General features: G+C 66.7%; 18 protein-coding genes, 1 pseudogene and 1 riboswitch. Of the genes and pseudogenes, 10 read left to right on the top strand and 9 right to left on the bottom strand.

Annotated features, from left to right (window positions below):
* Nucleotides 1-102: 102 nt before the first annotated feature.
* Nucleotides 103-320: riboswitch (cobalamin riboswitch) on the bottom strand.
* Between the two features lie 162 nt (nt 321-482).
* Entirely contained in the window at nt 483-1469 is a 987-nt protein-coding gene (locus G6N20_RS06235; protein ID WP_083047833.1) for a 1-aminocyclopropane-1-carboxylate deaminase/D-cysteine desulfhydrase, read from the top strand.
* 109 nt (nt 1470-1578) lie between these two features.
* Nucleotides 1579-3333: an adenylate/guanylate cyclase domain-containing protein gene (locus G6N20_RS06230; RefSeq protein ID WP_158084753.1), complete on the top strand. Its 1755-nt coding sequence runs from the start codon at nt 1579-1581 to the stop codon at nt 3331-3333.
* A 59-nt stretch (nt 3334-3392) separates the two neighbouring features.
* Here the strand turns inward: G6N20_RS06230 and G6N20_RS06225 are convergent, their stop codons facing one another.
* Both G6N20_RS06225 and G6N20_RS06220 read right to left on the bottom strand, forming a co-directional pair.
* Nucleotides 3393-3722 (bottom strand): type II toxin-antitoxin system PemK/MazF family toxin, encoded by a 330-nt coding sequence (locus G6N20_RS06225; RefSeq protein WP_083047838.1) that lies wholly within the window; start codon nt 3720-3722, stop codon nt 3393-3395.
* Nucleotides 3719-3979 (bottom strand): annotated as a pseudogene (locus G6N20_RS06220) (type II toxin-antitoxin system antitoxin MazE5); the annotation flags it as partial. The pseudogene G6N20_RS06220 and the gene G6N20_RS06225, both read right to left, overlap by 4 nt.
* 74 nt (nt 3980-4053) lie before the next feature.
* On the opposite strand from G6N20_RS06220, the gene G6N20_RS06215 reads away from it, so the two are divergent.
* The 3 genes from G6N20_RS06215 to G6N20_RS06205 all read left to right on the top strand — a co-directional run bounded on the left by G6N20_RS06215 (nt 4054) and on the right by G6N20_RS06205 (nt 5416).
* A complete protein-coding gene (locus G6N20_RS06215) occupies nt 4054-4317 on the top strand; it encodes a hypothetical protein (protein ID WP_142272001.1) in 264 nt (87 codons plus the stop codon).
* Nucleotides 4314-4697, top strand: a complete 384-nt coding sequence (locus G6N20_RS06210; protein WP_232065444.1) for a type II toxin-antitoxin system VapC family toxin — start codon at nt 4314-4316, stop codon at nt 4695-4697. The genes G6N20_RS06215 and G6N20_RS06210 overlap by 4 nt, the downstream gene beginning before the upstream one ends.
* Nucleotides 4698-4987: 290 nt before the next feature.
* Nucleotides 4988-5416: a cellulose-binding domain-containing protein gene (locus G6N20_RS06205; protein ID WP_083047840.1), complete on the top strand. Its 429-nt coding sequence runs from the start codon at nt 4988-4990 to the stop codon at nt 5414-5416.
* Here G6N20_RS06205 and G6N20_RS06200 read toward each other — a convergent pair.
* Nucleotides 5413-5766 (bottom strand): hypothetical protein, encoded by a 354-nt coding sequence (locus G6N20_RS06200; RefSeq protein WP_142272002.1) that lies wholly within the window; start codon nt 5764-5766, stop codon nt 5413-5415. The two genes, G6N20_RS06205 and G6N20_RS06200, sit on opposite strands and share 4 nt — an antisense overlap.
* 513 nt (nt 5767-6279) lie before the next feature.
* Between G6N20_RS06200 and G6N20_RS06195 the strand changes: the two genes are divergently transcribed.
* Together G6N20_RS06195 and G6N20_RS06190 are read left to right on the top strand one after the other, a co-directional pair.
* Complete coding sequence (locus G6N20_RS06195; protein WP_083047844.1) at nt 6280-6486, top strand: DUF2191 domain-containing protein; 207 nt, start codon at nt 6280-6282, stop codon at nt 6484-6486.
* Nucleotides 6477-6899, top strand: a complete 423-nt coding sequence (locus G6N20_RS06190) for a PIN domain-containing protein (protein WP_083047846.1) — start codon at nt 6477-6479, stop codon at nt 6897-6899. The genes G6N20_RS06195 and G6N20_RS06190 overlap by 10 nt, the downstream gene beginning before the upstream one ends.
* A gap of 494 nt (nt 6900-7393) precedes the next feature.
* Here the strand turns inward: G6N20_RS06190 and G6N20_RS06185 are convergent, their stop codons facing one another.
* The 6 genes from G6N20_RS06185 to cmtR all read right to left on the bottom strand — a co-directional run bounded on the left by G6N20_RS06185 (nt 7394) and on the right by cmtR (nt 12203).
* On the bottom strand, nt 7394-7828 hold the full coding sequence (locus G6N20_RS06185; RefSeq protein WP_083047848.1) for a type II toxin-antitoxin system VapC family toxin: 435 nt from the start codon (nt 7826-7828) through the stop codon (nt 7394-7396).
* 533 nt (nt 7829-8361) lie between these two features.
* Nucleotides 8362-8760 carry a type II toxin-antitoxin system VapC family toxin gene (locus G6N20_RS06175; protein WP_083047852.1) on the bottom strand — a complete coding sequence of 133 codons (399 nt, stop codon included), beginning with the start codon at nt 8758-8760 and terminating at the stop codon, nt 8362-8364.
* Nucleotides 8747-8992 (bottom strand): hypothetical protein, encoded by a 246-nt coding sequence (locus G6N20_RS06170; RefSeq protein ID WP_083047854.1) that lies wholly within the window; start codon nt 8990-8992, stop codon nt 8747-8749. The genes G6N20_RS06175 and G6N20_RS06170 overlap by 14 nt, the downstream gene beginning before the upstream one ends.
* Before the next feature lie 247 nt (nt 8993-9239).
* Nucleotides 9240-11555: a cation-translocating P-type ATPase gene (locus G6N20_RS06165; protein WP_083047856.1), complete on the bottom strand. Its 2316-nt coding sequence runs from the start codon at nt 11553-11555 to the stop codon at nt 9240-9242.
* Nucleotides 11542-11832, bottom strand: a complete 291-nt coding sequence (locus G6N20_RS06160) for a DUF1490 family protein (RefSeq protein WP_083047858.1) — start codon at nt 11830-11832, stop codon at nt 11542-11544. The genes G6N20_RS06165 and G6N20_RS06160 overlap by 14 nt, the downstream gene beginning before the upstream one ends.
* A gap of 2 nt (nt 11833-11834) precedes the next feature.
* Nucleotides 11835-12203 (bottom strand): Cd(II)/Pb(II)-sensing metalloregulatory transcriptional regulator CmtR, encoded by a 369-nt coding sequence (gene cmtR / locus G6N20_RS06155; RefSeq protein WP_083047860.1) that lies wholly within the window; start codon nt 12201-12203, stop codon nt 11835-11837.
* A gap of 147 nt (nt 12204-12350) precedes the next feature.
* On the opposite strand from cmtR, the gene G6N20_RS06150 reads away from it, so the two are divergent.
* Genes G6N20_RS06150 through G6N20_RS06140 form a run of 3 tightly spaced genes read left to right on the top strand, consistent with a single transcriptional unit; the run spans nt 12351 to nt 15848 of the window.
* On the top strand, nt 12351-13748 hold the full coding sequence (locus G6N20_RS06150; protein WP_083047862.1) for an NAD(P)-binding protein: 1398 nt from the start codon (nt 12351-12353) through the stop codon (nt 13746-13748).
* Between the two features lie 10 nt (nt 13749-13758).
* The gene (locus G6N20_RS06145; RefSeq protein WP_083047865.1) at nt 13759-14514 is read left to right on the top strand and encodes an acyl-[acyl-carrier-protein] thioesterase; all 756 of its coding nucleotides are present in this window, start codon (nt 13759-13761) and stop codon (nt 14512-14514) included.
* A complete protein-coding gene (locus G6N20_RS06140) occupies nt 14514-15848 on the top strand; it encodes an acyltransferase family protein (RefSeq protein WP_083047867.1) in 1335 nt (444 codons plus the stop codon). Before G6N20_RS06145 ends, G6N20_RS06140 begins: the two co-directional genes overlap by 1 nt.
* The last annotated feature ends 99 nt before the right edge of the window (nt 15849-15947 follow it).

The raw sequence follows: 15947 nt of genomic DNA, 5'->3' as shown, positions 1-15947 counted from the left end.
TTCAGCCGCTAGAGCCGATCAGCGGCGCCCCCACAGCGGCGCCGCCCTGCTGCTAGCTCATGGCCATCCGCCCAATCCGCGAGGCGACGGGCGCCGGACACACCGCGCCCGGCGCAGCTGGCAGGTCTTCGGACTCACAGGCACACACCGAAACGGCGCTCCTACTGGCCGTCGCTTCCCGGTCCCAGGGCCGTGGACCAGTGCCGATGACGGCGGTCGTTCCTGCATACCGCTGCGGGACAGTCCCGGATTCACACCGGGTTCCCTCTCATGACGAATCTGTCGAACCGCCATTCGATGCCGACGACACTCAATGACGCCAGCAAACCAGCCGCAACCGCTAGATTACTCGACGTGCATGCGTTTGGGCCAATGTCCGCAGGTAAGTCACAGGCGGCCCGCAGGGGACCATCGGCGCTTTTCCCGATGGTGGCCCGATCCCCCGAATCCGGCCGCAACGTGTCCTCGCCAATCCCCACCGCATGACCGGCTACCTCCACGAGCGCTTTCCGGCGTTGCGCGACACACTCGAACGCGTCGCCCTCGGTAGCGGGCCCACGCCCGTGCGTCGACTCGACCACCTGCCCAACTGCGCGTCGGTTTGGGTGAAAGATGACGGTGCCTACGGCAACGGCGGTTGGGGGGGCAACAAAGTCCGCAAGCTGGAATGGCTGCTGCCCGAGGTCAAGCGCCAACGCCGACGCACCATCCTGACCGTCGGCGGGCTGGGCACCAATTGGGGGCTAGCGACCACGCTGTACGCCCGGGAGTTCGGCCTGCACACCGCCCTCGCCCTCATCGACCAACCGGTCGACGAGCACGTCGAGGCCCAGCTCCAACGCCTCCGCGCATCCGGCGCCGACATCTATCTCACTCACAGCACAACGCGCACGGTCGTGGCCGCACCGTACCTATACCTGCGTCACCGCCGGCCCTACCCGCTGCCTGCCGGCGGGTCGTCCCCGCTGGGGGCCCTCGGGTACGTCGAGGCGGCGCTCGAACTCGCCGCACAGATACGGGCCGGCGCCATCCCGGCACCATCGTGCATCGTCACCGCGGTCGGATCGGGCGGCACGGCCGCCGGCCTATACCTGGGCCTTGCGCTTGCCGGACTCACCGACACCCGGGTGATCGGCATCGTCGTCAACGACAAGCTGCGCCTGGATCACCGATCGGTTACCAGTCTCGCCCGTCGGGCGGCACGCCTGCTGCAACGCCGCGGTGCAATCCTGCCGCAAAGCCACCTGCCAGCGGACCGGTTGACCCTGCTGCGCGACTGGCTCGGCGCGGGCTACGGCCACCCGACAAGCCGGGGCGCACGCGCATTGAAACTCGCGCACGACACCGAGCACCTCGACCTCGAGCCCGTCTACACCGCCAAAGCGATGGCCGCGCTCCTCGACCTCGCCGCGAGCGGCCGGCTACCCGACGGACCCACGCTCTACCTCCACACATACGGGCCCCGCTAAACCACCCTGGCGGCGCGACACGTGGCGTTTGCCCACCGGTCTAGAGTTCGAGGCGATGCGTCGCACGTGGACCTGGACATTCGCCCTGCCGCCGGATGAGTTGTGGCCGGTGCTGGCCGATACCAACCGGTTCAACGAGGCGATCGGGCTGCCGCCCTACACACTCGAGGAGACACCGCAAGCCAACGGTACGGTCCTGCGCCGCGGCCGGGGCACGGTGGCGGGGTTCACAGTGGAATGGGAGGAAAAGCCGTATGAGTGGATCTCGGGACGGCATTTCCGCCAGTCGCGGGTGTTTGCCAAGGGCCCGTTCCGCCGCTTCGGCCCGGTGTTCGATCTCGAGCCGGACGGCGAAGGGGGCTCACACGTCACCTACGCCCTCGAATGGGAGCCGCTGAGCTTGGTCGGCCGCCTCTTCGGCGCGCGGCTAGCCACCCGGGCGGGCGAGACGGTGGGAAAGCGCATCGTCGAGGCGGCCGCCTTTGCTCGCGGCCACCGCGCACCCGAGCGCCTGACACCTTTCGTGTTGTCTGAGCCCGAGCTACCCTACGGTGCGCGCCAGCGGGCCGCGGCGATGGCACGCGAAATCGACCGCAGCCCTTACGGTAACGGGCTCGGCGGGTGGCTCGCCAACCTTGTGCTGCGGGGCATGGCGAGCGACCTCACCCGTCTCCGACCCAAGGCGCTGGCCGCCGATTTGGGCCTGCCCGCGCGCGCGGTGACCGAGGCTTGCCTCGCCGGCGTGCGGGCGGGGCTGCTCGGCATGAAGTGGGATGTGCTCTGCCCCAACTGCCGCGGAGCCAAGGTCAGCGTCCCTACGCTCGCCGAGCTGCCCCACGGCGCGCACTGTTCGTCGTGCAACATCGACTACGATCGCGACTTCGAGCGCAACGTCGAGCTGACGTTTGCGCCGGCCCCCATGGTGCGCCCGCTGCCGGGCGGCGGTTTCTGCCTGTCCGGTCCGATGGAGACGCCACATGTGGCGGTACAGGTTCTGCTGAGTCCGGGGGAGCGGCGCACCGTGGCCGCCGACCTTCCCGCAGGCTCCTATCGCCTACGCACACTCCATCCCGGCGGCTTCGTCGACGTCGAGTACGAGTCCGGGGCGTTTCCGGGCCTGCGCATCACCGGGTCGGGCGTCGAGGTGCTCAACGTCGCGGATCGGCAAGACACGCCGGGAGGCGTCACATTCGTCAACGATGCCGATTTCGAGCTGGCGGCCTTGGTCGAGGAGCGAACCTGGGTGCGCGGCGCGCTGACGGCGCCCGAAGCGATCTCGCTGCAGGCCTTTCGCGATTTGTTCGCCGAGGCGACGCTGCGGCCGGGCGACGATGCCGGGGTCAGCCAGGTCGCGCTGCTGTTCACCGACCTGCGGGGGTCGACCGCACTCTACGAACGCGTCGGCGATGCCACCGCCTATAACCTGGTGCGCGAGCATTTCACGCTGCTTGCGGCGATCGTGCGAGACCATGACGGCGCGGTGGTCAAGACCATCGGTGACGCCGTCATGGCCGCATTCACCGATCCGGCGCAAGCGGTCCGCGCGGCGCTCGCCATGCAGGCAGGCATCGCCGCGTCGGCGCATTCCGGAAGCGACCTGGTGCTGAAGGTAGGCGTGCATGCCGGCCCTAGCGTGGTCGTGACGCTGAACGACCGTCTGGACTACTTCGGCTCGACGGTGAACATGGCCGCGCGTCTGCAGGGCCAAAGTGCAGGCGACGACATCGTGCTGTCGCACGCCGTGGCCGCCGATCCCGCGGTCCAGCAGATCGTGGCCGAGGTGCCCCAGCGCCGAGAGACGGTCACGCTCAAGGGCTTCGCCGCACCCGTCGGTTTCGTGCGCCTGTTGACCCCGCGAGGTTGAGTGGCACCGATACGTCGGCGCGACGAATTCGGCCGATGAACTGATCGCGTGCGAGGACCTCAGCCAGTGCAGTCGACTGCAACCGCAAGGGCCGCGCAGATCGCGCGCATCCGGGTGTCGGCGAGGCGACCCAGCCGTCCGACCAACACTGCGATCGAGACACTTTCCACCGAGTCCAGATTCACCGCCGAACGCCGCGGGATCGGATCGACCTCAGGTTCAAGAAGAACCTCGCTTGCCAGCCCTCGGATGGTCGTGGTGCACGGAGCGACGAGCGCGCGTCGTAGCCGAGGGATCGCCGCATCACGCGACAGCACCACAACCGGGCGTCGACCTATCTCGGCAATCTCACACCACCACACCTCTCCGCGTGCCGGCAGTGCGCTCACGAGGCCCCAGCGGCTCGCCGCCACGATGCTAGATCGCCCCACTCATCGGGCTCATCCGCCGGATGCTCGTCGTAGGCGGCGTAGCTCGCGTCCACCTCGGCCGACCGATAACGAGCGAGCAAGGCACCGAGAGCCTCATCGATGAGGGCGGCGTCAGTGATGCCTACCCGCAGGCCGCGCGCACTGCGCAATAGCGTGGCGTCAACCGTGGTGCTCAACCGTATGCGGTTCATGCGGTTCATGCCACAACTATGCCACCGATGTGCCACGCGTACGTGGCCGAGGAAGTAAGTAGGTGTACCACCCGGCGAAAAGTGGTACACTTATGTGGATGCCGACCACCCGTCCCCGCTACCAAGTAACCGAAACCCCAGAGGTAGCTCAGGCGTTGGACCGGGCCGCCAAGCGATGGCCCGGCGAGCCCCGTTCCACGCTATTGCGACGCCTGATCGAGGTGGGCGGCGGCATCCTCGAGCGCGATGAGCGCGCGGAGGACGGGGCACACCGTGCCGCCGTGTTGGCAAGCAGTGGCCGCTACCCTGAGGCGTTTGGGCCTGACTATCTGGCCGAGCTTCGGGCGGACTGGCCCACGTGATCGCGCTGGACGCGAGCGTGCTGATCGCGCATTTGAACCCCGGCGACCCTCATCATGAGGCGGCTACCGCGATTCTGCTTGCCGGCACACCTGGACAGATGCTGGTGCACACCATCACCCTGGCGGAGGTCCTCGTCGGTGGCGTCCGCGTGGGGCAGGGAGCATCGATGCTCCACGATCTGCGTTCCGCCGGCATCGTCGTTGCCCCGCACGACGATGGCGAGCCGCTGCGTCTCGCCGAACTACGCGCCAGCAGCGAGCTAAAGCTGCCTGATTGCTGCGTCCTGGACGTCGCAATTCATTACCAGGCAAGCCTCGCCACCTTTGACGACGCGCTCGCTGTCGCGGCACGCAAACGCAGCGTGCCAGTCCAAACCTGAGTCCCGCCGAACCACGCGAAGAAACGCCGTGTCGGAACATTCGACTCCGGGCGCGGTAGTTGGCGCGGTAGCTGACGAAGGCGTCGTCATTGCAGTCTTTTACTGGTAACCCGCCATATTCGATTCCGCCGGGCTCCCGCCCAACCGGCCGGCCGCGCCAGCCAGGCCGATCCATGGTTCAGGGTGGATCGTGGCCAAAATGTCATGACGGTTTCGGTTGAGCAAAGTTACTGCAGCTTGCTTGCGAAGGGGCGGCCGATAGCGCCCGTGTGGCTTTAGTGTTGGCCACTATGGCCGGACTGAACAATTGCGTGAAGCGCTGGCGGACAGCGCTTCACGCAACCGTGTCGGCATTGCTAGCTGCCATCCTCGGACTCGCCATCACCCCCGTAGCTCATGCGGCTGCGGCCACGGCGACGTTGTCGGTGACATCGACGTGGCAGACCGGTTTCATCGCCCACTTCACCATCACAAACTTGAGCACGGTGCCGCTAACCGACTGGAAGCTTGAATTCGACTTGCCGGTAGGCGAATCCGTCTCGCACACGTGGAACAGCACCCTTGCGCATTCTGGCACGCACTATGTTCTCACCCCCGCGAATTGGAATCGCATCATTGCACCCGGTGGTTCAGCCACGGGCGGCTTCAGGGGCGTGCTGACCGGTTCCTACTCGCCACCCCAGAATTGTCTGCTCAACGGGCAATATTTCTGCACCTAGAGGGCCTCGCTGCCACCGCTGATGACGCTCGTCGAAATTCCCCAGATGTGCTCACCGAAGTTCCCCATCCGAGGGCAGGGATCAGCGTAGCGGTTCTCGGGCGGCTGCTGCGGCGCGGCGGAGGCTGTCAGCGGCGGCTTGGTGGTCACGTAGCCGGTAGGAGTCGCCTTCGAGCTGTAAAGCTCGAGCCCGAGCGAAGCCGCGAGGAATGTGACTGCAGTTAACTGAACGATCAACCCGAGCGCGCGGACCTTCTGGCTCACGTTGGTGCGGACAGCGTGATCGGCCGATTGCGACCACTCCCGGTAATGGGCAACGAGGTACGACGAGACGGAGCCATCCGTTCCCACACGTACCTTATACCCCTCCATCACCAGCCCGCACGCCGGGCACCCCATCCATCATCATCTCGCCGGACCGTCGTCCGTGGACCCAGATAAGGCTGGGCGCCGGCACGCCACGCTTGCTGTCTTCGACCCCTCAGCACTTACGGAGGCGTCACATGATTTGAACCGCAACGTCTTTGCCTCGCTCCGCGCCGACCCAGTATGCGGCGGATCCTCGTCGGCCTCGAGGTCGTTCGTCCTCGCTGCGCTGCGGGCGCTCCACCTCGACCCCGACTGCGGTCCACCGCCCCTCAACACGGAGCGGGGAGCACGGGCCAAACAACAACGACCAACCCGGATCCACCTTTTCGGGGGTCCCCAACACAGATAAGGGGGCCGCCTACCCAAGCGTGCGACACACACCGTATCGGTTGTGAAGACTTGGGCAGTGCTAAATCACACCGGATTTTCCTCGTCCATGAACCTTTGAAGTATATACTGGCTGGGCAATGCATATATACGCAAGATGGGGGCGGCATGCCCAAGAGATTGATCGACCTCGACGATGAGCTCCTGGCAGCCGCGCAGCGAGAACTAAGGACCACTGGAGTATCAGACACCGTGCGGATCGCGCTGCAGCAAGTGGCGGCCAAGTCCGCGCGGGCCCGCCAGATCGACTGGCTTGAACATGGCGGGCTTGAGGGCATGGCCAATCCGGATGAGCGCGGGGAAGTGTGGCGCTGATCGCCCGTTATCTCATCGATACCAGCGCCGCCGCGAGGATGCGCCACCCAGAGGTATCGCGGCGCCTGCGACCACTTATCGAAGGCGGCGTGGTTGCGACAACAGCGTCGCTGGATGCCGAAGCGCTCTACAGCGCCCGCGGCCCGGCCGAATACGAACAGCTCTGGGCGGACCGCCGCGACGCCTACGAGTATCTGCCGACCAATGACGAGCATTGGCAGACCGCACTGGGCGCACAGCGAGCATTGGCGCGAACCGGCCAACATCGAGCCGTCGGCATGGCCGACCTGCTTACCGCCACCCTCGCGGCTGCAGACCAACTCACCGTTGTCCACTATGATGCCGACTTCGAAACGGCGGCGACGGTATTGGCGTTCCAGCACCGCTGGGTGCTAGCACGCGGGAGCATCTAATCAGATGAGCCCTTTGTTCATGGATAATGTCGATTATCCATGAACTGTGCGGGAACTCGCCATGGTTCGAATCCGCCGTATAGTTACGTCCTAGTGGGGTTGACCCGTAATGGTGGACACAGGGTCAGGCGGCTTGTGCCGTCTGAGTGAGTCGGTTTTCGAACTCGACCGGGGAAATCATACCCAGCGGCCGGAGCGCACGCCCGTATCGTCGTCACAGTCGAAGGGCGCGATCTTTATCCAACTTCGCCGTTGTGGGCCCGCAGCAGCTGCCCGAAGTCGAGCCTTCGCGAGTAGTGACGTAGCGGACGGGGGGGCCAACGCCGCCTGACCGGCCAGCACATCCTGGTCCTCGACGGTTACCTGACATAATGTCGCTTATCGGCATTGAGTTGCCGCGGCAGCGGAGGCACGACTCCTTAGCCTGAATCCGTGGATGGTCTCCGTGGCCTTCCTCGACGTATCTTTCGTTCGCTCACTCGTGAGTTTTGCCATTAGCGCGAAATCGGCGATAGCAGTTCGTAGTCGGCACCGAGCAGTCGATATGTCGGTTCGGCCCGTCGGTCGCACGTGACGAGGGGCAGCTTGTGCTTACGAGCAGCCGCACCCACGAGACCGTCGTACAGCGCGCCGCCGGCCAAGCCCGCTTCCGCGAACTCCCGCAATAGACCCTTCGTATCCGCGGCGGACAGGAAGCGAGACTCCGGAAAATTGGTCTCCTCAAGGCGCAGTGCCGCAACCGGACTCAGGCGCTGCGGCGGCCGCAGTCGCGTCAGTACCGACAACAGCTCCACCGCGGCATGCCCCGACAGCCCACGTCGGCATGCGAGCAGCCTTGCTCGAGCGGCAAGGTGAAATGGGTTCTCGCGCTGCACCAGCGCAAGGGCCGCGCTGGTGTCGACTAGGGCATGTTCAGCGCTGGTCGGCAAGCCGTAACTCCCTAACCGCGTCGGCATCAAGCGCTGGCCCGCCACTGGGAAGGAGGAGTAACCCGTCCTCTTCGACAAGGTTGTCGGCTACCACGCTTTCGATCCGGATAGCAGCCCCATCCAGCGATACCTCCACCTCACCCGAGATGATGCCCGACTGTTCGCGTAGTGACTTTGGGATCACCAAACGACCGGCCTTATCGATGGTAGTCCGCACACCATTAAAATACCATAAACTTGGTAACCATGATTTCGCTGGAAACCACCTCCCCGACACGGACTTCGGCGTCCGGCGCCGCTGTTGTCGTTGGCGCCGCCTAGACCACGCCTAGACCAGCACTGCCGGGCTCATCCCCAACTAGCCCGCGATCGCCTTGATCGCCGACCACCGGGTGTCGTAGTCACCGGCGTGCTCGAAGACCAAGTCGCGGGCGATGCAGCAGTGCAGACGTTGGGACGCGACCGAACGCCGCACCTCCTCAGAGGTTCGTCATGGTGACGTTGCGTTGGGGCACCCGTTTGGTCAGCGACGATCACGCGATGCCTAGGACTTCGATCCGGCAGGTGGGCCCGTGCGCGCGGGCCAGTCGTTCGTCCATCGTCAGCAGCGTTGCATCGAATACCTCCGCCAGCGCCACGTAGAACGCATCCCATCCCCGCACCGAGTCTCGCAGCTCCCAGGCCCGCTCCAGCAGCCACCGATGCCCGATACGCTCGCCCGGCCAATCCCGCAAATCGGCGACCGCCTGACTTGCGGCTGTGCCGTCCAGGTGCCCCTTGAGGTACTGGGCGCGGATCACCCCCATCACCTCGACGTCAACCACATGTGGCGCCGCCTGATCGGTATCGGCGGCCAACCGGGTCGCGATCGCACCCGCCCGGGGGGTGTCCGCTACGACCTCGAACAGGCACGAGGCATCAACGACGAGCATCCGGCCACTCGCCACGCCACTCGTCCAAGGTCGCCAGCACCTCGGCCGTGGACACCGCTGAGGGCCGCCGCCCGGTGCGCGCCAGCCACTGCGCCACCGACGGCCGGGCCGCCAATCGGGCCGCCTCACGGCGCAGCAATTCCGGCACCGTGATCCCCTCCTCGCCGGCGCGACGCAGCAGGCCGGCATACACCTCGTCGTCGATGTCGCGAATCTGAACCGTCTTAGGCATATTCGCATATTATCATGCATATTCGCATGTCCTGGTGCCAATAGGTAGCACCAACGGAGAGAATCGGCCAGCCCGCATTTCGTCACTGTGACGTTTTGTGCCGACGCCCGAAAAACTTCCCCGCGCAGCGGATCGACCCCATCGCACACCGGAAAACCGGCCGGTGGAACACGGTTCGGCGCCGCCGGGTGGGCTCGCCACTCAAACCGCGTCGCACCGCGCGCGCCGACAACACCCGGATCCAATGTCACCGTGATGTGTCGCTTCGTTGGCTACGGCACGGGGTCGGCACCAGCGGCGTGATGCGTCCGGCGCGCACGCCGTTGGCGATCACGATCACCTCGGTGAGTTCGTGCACCAGCACGACCGCGGCCAGGCCGAGGGTTCCGAACAACGCCAGCGGCATCAGCACGGTGATGATGGTCAGCGATAGCCCGACGTTTTGCAGCATGATCCGCCGGCAGCGGCGGGCATGGTCCAACGCTTGCGGCAGGTGACGCAGGTCTTGGCCCATCAGGGCAACGTCGGCGGTTTCGATGGCGACGTCGGTTCCCATTGCGCCCATCGCGATGCCCAGGTCGGCGGCGGCCAGGGCCGGAGCGTCGTTGACGCCGTCGCCGACCATCGCGGTGGGTCGTTGGGCGCGCAGCCGGCCGACCAGCTGGGCCTTGTCCTCGGGGCGCAACTCGGCATGGACGTGCTCGATTCCGGCTTGGGCCGCCAGGGCGGCGGCGGTGGCGTGGTTGTCGCCGGTGAGCATCGTCACCCGGTAGCCGGCGGCGCGTAGCCCGGTGATGACTTCGCTGGCTTCGGGACGCAGTTCGTCGCGCACGGCGATGGCGCCCAGCAGCTGATGGTCGCGTTCGACGAGGACCGCTGTGGCCCCAGCGTGTTGCATGCGCGCCACCCGCTCGGCCAGGTCGGCCGGGTCGAGCCAGCCGGGCCGCCCCAGGCGGACGGCATGCCCATCGAGATGCCCGGTCAGTCCGGCCCCGGGGATGGCCTGCACGTCGCTGGCGGCGGCGGTCGGTGCCGGGGTTGCGGCGAGAATGGCGGCGGCCAGCGGGTGTTCGCTTTGGGCCTCCAACGCGGCGGCCACCGCCAGCACCTGCTCGCGGGTGACGCCGTTGGCGGTCGCGACGTCGATGACGGCGGGCCGGTTGGCGGTCAACGTTCCGGTTTTGTCCAGCGCGATGTCGCCCACGGTGCCCAGGCCTTCCAGCGCGGCGCCGCCCTTGATGAGTACGCCGAGTTTGGCGGCGGCGCCGATGGCCGCCACGACCGACACCGGCACCGCGATGGCCAGCGCGCACGGGGAGGCCGCGACCAGCACCACCAGAGCGCGTTCGATCCAGACCAGCGGGTTACCCAACACGCTGCCAGTCGCGGCGATCAGCGTGGCGGCGATCATGATGCCGGGCACCAATGGTCGCGCGATGCGATCGGCCAGCCGCTGACCAGCGCCCTTGCGGGCCTGTTCGGCTTCCACGATGTGCACGATCCGCGCCAGCGAGTTCTCCTCGGCGGTCGCGGTGACCTCCACCTGCAGCACGCCGGCGCCGTTGATCGACCCGGCGAACACTTCGTCACCGGGCCCGGCCTCCACCGGCACCGATTCGCCGGTGATCGCCGAGACGTCCAGCGCGGTGTGCCCGGCACGAATGATGCCGTCGGTGGCGAGGCGTTCCCCGGGCTTGACGATCATCTGCTCGCCGACGCGCAGATCGGCCGTGGCGACGGTGGTTTCGGCGCCCCCCCGCAGCACCGTGGCCCGATCCGGCACCAGTGACAGCAGGGCCCGCAGGCCGCGCCGGGTGCGCGCCACCGCGTATTCCTCCAAGCCCTCGCTGATCGAGAACAGGAATGCCAAGGTGGCCGCCTCACCGACCTGACCCAGTGCGACGGCGCCGGCCGCGGCGATGGTCATCAAGGTGCCCACGCCGATGCGGCCCTCGGCCGCTCGCTGGAGGCTGGCCGGCACGAACGTCGAGGCCCCGACCGCCAAGGCCAGTGCCTTGAGTCCCAGCGCGACCGGCCCGAGCGGACCGGCCCAGGCGGCAATCGCCCCGGCGGTCCACAGCGCCCCGGACACCGCGGCTCGTCGCAGCTTCCAGACGTGCCAGAGCCCCTCGGGTGCACGGTCCTCGTTGTCATCGTGATCGCACCCGCAGGCGTCGCGGCCCGACACGTCGCGGCGCCGACCCGACCGCGTGCGCGCGGTCCAGTCGATAACCTTCCGCACGACACCGACCCGGCGGATATCGGCCGAGTGCGGGGCCCGCGCGGGCACCGTCACCGCGGGAAGCTGGGCGGCATCGGCGATCGCCGCCAGCATCGCGGCGGTGTCGCAGCGCCCCCGCGAATACCAGATCACCACCGACGCCGTTCGCGGATACGCCTGCACGGCCCGCACGCCGGGCAGCCGGCCAATCGTGTCCTCGATGGCGACGGCTCGGACCGCGTCGAACCGAAACCCGGTGGCGTGCACCCGCATCCGCCCGGCCGCGGCGGACACAACGGTCAGCAGGACGTCGGTGTCCGGGCGCGCATCAGCGGTCAACATCGGCTGCCTCGGTGGTCGCGGTCGGGGCCGACTGCCAGGCGTCTTCACCGATGCGTTCGCGAGCCTCGGCAACCACGTCAGCGATTTTCAGCCGGGCCGACTCGGCCGCCACCGCCGCGCCCCGGGTTCCGCGCAGACCCCATTCCGTCGCGGTTACCGCGGCTCGCCGAACGGGAGCCGTGCCGACCGCCGTGCGCAGCGCTTGATAGGCAGTCACCCCGACCAGCCCGGTCGCTACCGTGCCGGCCGCCTTCACCAAAAGCGCATGGGAAACCACTGTCAACTCCTCCTGTTCTGATCGGCTGTGGTCACGAGCGCCTCCGACGTCGCGTGCTCGGTGACGCAGGGTTGGTCGGTATCCACCGCCAAGACGACCTGGACCAACTCCCCCAGGGCACGGGCCAGGTGACTGTCGGCCAGCGCGTACCGGACCTGCCGGCCCTCATAGGTAGCGATCACCAGCCCACAGCCCCGCAGGCAGGACAGGTGGTTGGACACGTTGGAGCGCGTCAACCCGAGGTGGGAAGCCAGCTGGCCCGGATAGCACACCCCATCGAGCAGCGCCACCAGGATCCGGCAGCGCGTCGGATCGGCCAACGCCCGGCCCAGCCGTGCCAGTGCCGATTCCCGGGTCTCACACGTCAGCATAAATAAAACTGTACAGCTGAGACTGATATAACAGCAAGAGCTGAATTGTTTCGCGCCGGACCGCGGACCGGCACGCGCGCCGCCGACCCGGTCAGGCGCTATCGTGGCGCAACAGTCGTTCACCGAAGCGGGTGCACAGGGAGGGCCATGAAAGCCATCGACGCCGACTATCTGGTGGTCGGTGCCGGAGCCATGGGTATGGCGTTTACCGATACGCTCATCACCGAATCCGAGGCGCGTGTGGTGATCGTCGACCGAGCGCACCAGCCGGGTGGACACTGGACCACCGCCTACCCGTTCGTGCGACTCCACCAGCCGTCGGCATACTACGGCGTCAACTCAAGACCGTTGGGCAACAACACCATTGACGCCGTCGGCTGGAATCGCGGACTGAACGAACTCGCTCCCGTCGGGGAGATATGCGCCTATTTCGACGCCGTCATGCAGCAGCAGTTTCTTCCCACCGGGCGGGTGGAGTACTTCCCGATGAGCGAGTATCTCGGCGACGGCCGGTTCCGCACGCTCGGGGGCGCGGACTACGCCGTCACCGTCCAGCGGCGGATCGTCGATGCCACCTATTTGCGCGCCGTCGTGCCGTCCATGCGGCCCGCGCCGTACTCGGTGGCACCGGGCATCGATTGCATCGCGCCCAACGAACTACCGAAGTTCACCACGCGGGACCGGTACGTGGTCGTCGGTGCCGGCAAGACCGGCATGGACGTCTGCCTGTGGTTGCTGCGAAACGGCATTGGCCCGAGGAGGCTGACGTGGATCAGGCCGCGCGATTCCTGGCTGATCGACCGGGCGACGTTGCAGCCCGGGCCGGCGTTCATCAAGCAGTTCCGGGACAGCTACGGTGCCACGCTCGAGGCCATCGACGCCGCAACGTCGATCGACGATCTGTTCGCCCGGCTCGAGGCCGCCGGCACGTTACTGCGCCTGGACCCCGCGATACGTCCGACCATGTATCGCTGCGCGACGGTGTCACAGCCCGAATACGACCAACTGCGCCAAATCGACGATGTGGTGCGGCTTGGGCACGTGCAGCACATCGAGCCCACCACAATCGTGCTCGACGGCGGATCGATCAACTCCTCACCGTCGGCCCTGTACATCGACTGCACCGCCGACGGGGCGCCGCAACGTCCGGCGAAGCCGGTTTTCGACGGCGATCGGCTGACCCTGCAGGCGGTGCGCGGATGCCAACAGGTGTTCAGCGCCGCGTTCATCGCCCACGTCGAACTCGCCTACGACACCGACGGCGTGAAAAACGAACTCTGCACACCGATCCCGCACCCCGACCGCGACCTGGACTGGATGCGACTGACGCACTCCGACCTGTGTAACTTCGCGCGCTGGCTAGCCGATCCCGACCTGACGGACTGGCTCAGCTCGGCGCGGCTGAACCTGCTCGCCGGACTGCTCCCACCGCTGTCCCACAAGCCGCGGGTGCGCGAACGGGTGGTGTCGATGTTCCAATCGAAACTCAATAGCGCCAGCGACAAACTGGAGAAGCTGCTCGGCGATCACCGTGCCGACGGGTAAAGGAGAGGCCGTGCCCCACGACGCCGACGTCGACGTGCCCCTTGCCGAGCCGCCCAGCTCGGGGTACGTCTACCAAACAGGCTGGCGGTTGGCCACAACCGATATCGACGAGCACAAGAGGCTACGCCTGGACGGTGTCGCTCGCTATGTCCAAGAAGTCGGCGCCGAGCACCTCGCCGATGCCGGACTGGCCGAAGTCCATCCCCATTGGATCGTGCTGCGCACCGTGATCGACGTCCTCGAACCCATCGAAATACCCAACGACATCACCTTCCGCCGTTGGTGCGCAGCGCTTTCCACCCGATGGTGCAACATGCGTGTTCAACTGGCGGGTTCGCACGGCGGACGAATCGAAACCGAAGGCTTCTGGATCTGCATGAACAAGGACACCTTGACGCCGTCTCGTCTCACCGACGACTGCATCGCACGTTTCGGCAGCACCACCGACAACCACCGGCTCAGGTGGCGCCCCTGGCTCACCGAGCCGATCACCAATGGCACCGAAACACCATTTCCGCTGCGGCGCACGGATATTGATCATTTTGAGCATGTCAACAACACCATCTACTGGCAAGGCGTGCTCGAGATCCTCAGCCAGATGCCGGCCTTGGCGGCAGCGCCTCATCGCGCCGTACTGGAGTACCGCAGCCCCATCAGGTTTGACGAACCGGTCGTGATTCGTGCCGACCAGCGCGACGACCGCGTCCGGATGCACTTCGTCGTCGGCAACGACGTGCGCGCGGCCGCTTTGGTGCGCAAGATTTGATGCCCGGGGACAAGGCAGGCACCGCTCGACCGGTCCGCGATCTCGCGGTCGACTACTACCGGGTCTCGGGCGTGGTCCTTATTGTGCTGGGGCATTGGCTGGCCGGGTCGGTAACCTATCACGACGGACGGTTCGGCCGGCAAAACCCGCTGGTCGACCAGCCCTGGACGCAATGGCTGACCTGGCCTTTCCAGGCGGTCCCGGTGTTCTTCCTGGTGGCCGGCTACGTCGGGGCGGTGTCGTGGGCACACCGTCACGACGCCGGCGGTGTATCGCGGCAGGCCTGGCTGCGGCATCGACTGGCGCGGGTGCTGGGACCGACGGCGGTGTACGTCGGGCTGATCTCGGCAAGTGTGGTGGCGCTGCGGGCCTGCGGCGTGGCCGGCTCCGTGCTGCAGTATGCCGGGTGGGCGGTGGCGATGCACTTGTGGTTCCTCGCGGTCTACCTCGTGGTGGTCTCTCTGACGCCCATTGCGATTGCCGCGCAACACCATTGGGGACTCGTGGTACCGACGGCGCTGGCGGCCGGAGTAGCGATGGTGGACGCGGCTTCGATCGCGGCCCACATACCGCACCTCGGCTGGCTCAACTACCTGCTGTGCTGGGGGATGCTCCATCAGCTCGGAATCGCCTGGCACGAAGGGTCGTTGGCGGGTCGCAGACCGCTGCTGCTGGCGGCCGGATCGGCGGTCGCGTTGGCGATGCTGATCTGGCTGGGCCCCTACCCGGTCAGCATGATCGGCGTTCCCGGCCACCCGGTGCAGAACACGACACCGCCGTCGTTGGCGATGGTCGCGTTCGGCTGTACGCAGGCCGGGGTCGCGGTGGCGCTCGCACCCACACTCAACCGAGCGCTGCGCTGGCCACGCGTGCGGCGCATGCTGTCCGTCACCAACACCAACGTGATGGCCCTGTACCTATGGCACATGGTTCCCGTCGTGATCGTAGCGGTCGTCGGGTACCCGACCGGGCTGTTGCCGCAACCGGAGCAAGGAACCGCGGCGTGGTGGCTGGCCCGGTTGGAGTGGGAGGTCATCCTGAGCCTGGTGACGGCGGTCGAGCTAGCGTTGTTGTGGTGGCTACGGCGCTTTTTCGTGGCGCCATTGCCCATGATTCGGCTCCCGCTGACAGACCGCTGGGCCGAACCGGTCTTGCTGTTCGGTGCCGCGCTGGCGGCATACTCCCTCTCGTCGATCGCCGGTGCGGGCTTCGCTCCGTCCGGGGATTTCCCGTGGCCGACCGCGCTGCTTTTCGCGGCCGGGCTGGTTCTGGTGGCGTGCCGGCCCACCGAGGCCACCGAGCGGTCGGTCGATTCCACGTCTGGGTTGCGATAAACGTTGCCCGCACATCGCTGGCGTGAGCTGGCTAAAGTCATCACTTCTGAGGATTTCATCAGAAATACTTGACTGAACTATACGTCTTATGTGACGATT

The sequence above is a fragment of the Mycobacterium shinjukuense genome (genome assembly GCF_010730055.1).
Lineage (GTDB): Bacteria > Actinomycetota > Actinomycetes > Mycobacteriales > Mycobacteriaceae > Mycobacterium > Mycobacterium shinjukuense.
This window is presented reverse-complemented; position numbering and strand designations above follow the sequence as displayed.